Genomic DNA, 1,088 nt, shown 5'->3' on the forward strand with positions numbered 1-1,088 from the left:
AAGCGAAAGTGCTGTTGGTCGAAGACAATGAAGTAAACCGCGTGGTGGCGGAAGGTTTCCTCCAGAGCATGGGGCACCAAGTTGTGATGGCGGAAGATGGCCTGCAAGCTGAACGAATCATTGATAAACAAGATTTTGACATCGCGCTTGTTGACATCAATTTACCTGATTGCGACGGCACGGATTTGATTCAACGCTTAAAACGCATCGAACGTAACAAGCCAGGTGACAAAGCGCTGTCACCGACACCTATGATTGCGGTGTCTGCTCATGTTTTTGCGGAAGAAGTGGAACGCTACTTGGCAGCGGGTTTTGATGGTTACTTGCCAAAACCGGTTGAGAAAGAAGCCCTTGCTACGTTGATTCAGGATGTTCTGGATGGCAAACAACTACTGCTTCCGCAAAGTGGAGAATGCTTACCTCTGAACGAAACGAGCGATACCAATCTAACTATTGAAAATCAGGTCGAACAAGACCACCAACAACGAGAGGAACCAGAAATGGTCATCATTAATCCAAGCGTGATCCAGTCCGACATGAAGATTTTAGGCAGAGAAAAAATGCTGCATATCATCGACTTGTTCAGAAATACCAGTGCGGATGTACTTGGACAGTTGGTTGAGTCAGCAGAAAAAAATGACAGCCTAGCAGTGAAAAATCTCGCTCATAAACTAAAAGGCAGTGCGGGGAGTTTAGGTCTTACTGCGTTAATGAACACTTGCCAAAGTATCGAGATTGCTGCTGAACCGTTAGATACATACAACACTCAGCAAGGTTTATTGGACGAGCAAGTTGCTGCGTCAGTTAATGCACTTGATGAGCTGATGGCAGAATAAAGCTCTGCGTTTTAAACCTAAGCCCAAACCTAAAAACAAAAACCTCCGGTAAATGCCGGAGGTTTTTTCTATTTGGTCATGTCATCTTCCCACTCGAATCGAGTGTCTAAGGCATAAGGGTCATCATCTAATGGATGTTCCACTTTGCCACGCAAGTATTCGAGTTGATGTTCAAGCATGTTGACTGTCTCGTAGTCTCCCTCTGAACAAGCAACGTAAATTTGTTGCTCCAGAGCGGCAATGTTGTCTCGG

Annotated in this window: 2 protein-coding genes; one reads left to right on the forward strand and one right to left on the reverse strand. The window is 45.3% G+C overall.

Annotated elements, in window-relative coordinates; genetic code table 11:
- On the forward strand, window positions 1-836 hold an 836-nt coding region (locus R7Z78_RS24710), incomplete at its 5' end, for a response regulator (RefSeq protein WP_169643753.1).
- 68 nt (window positions 837-904) lie between these two features.
- Here the strand turns inward: R7Z78_RS24710 and R7Z78_RS24715 are convergent.
- Window positions 905-1,088 (reverse strand): hypothetical protein (locus R7Z78_RS24715; protein WP_169643755.1); only part of this gene is annotated, 184 nt, incomplete at its 5' end.

Origin of the sequence: Vibrio sp. 1167 (genome assembly GCF_033340375.1) — a bacterium.
Taxonomy (GTDB): Bacteria; Pseudomonadota; Gammaproteobacteria; order Enterobacterales; family Vibrionaceae; genus Vibrio; species Vibrio alginolyticus.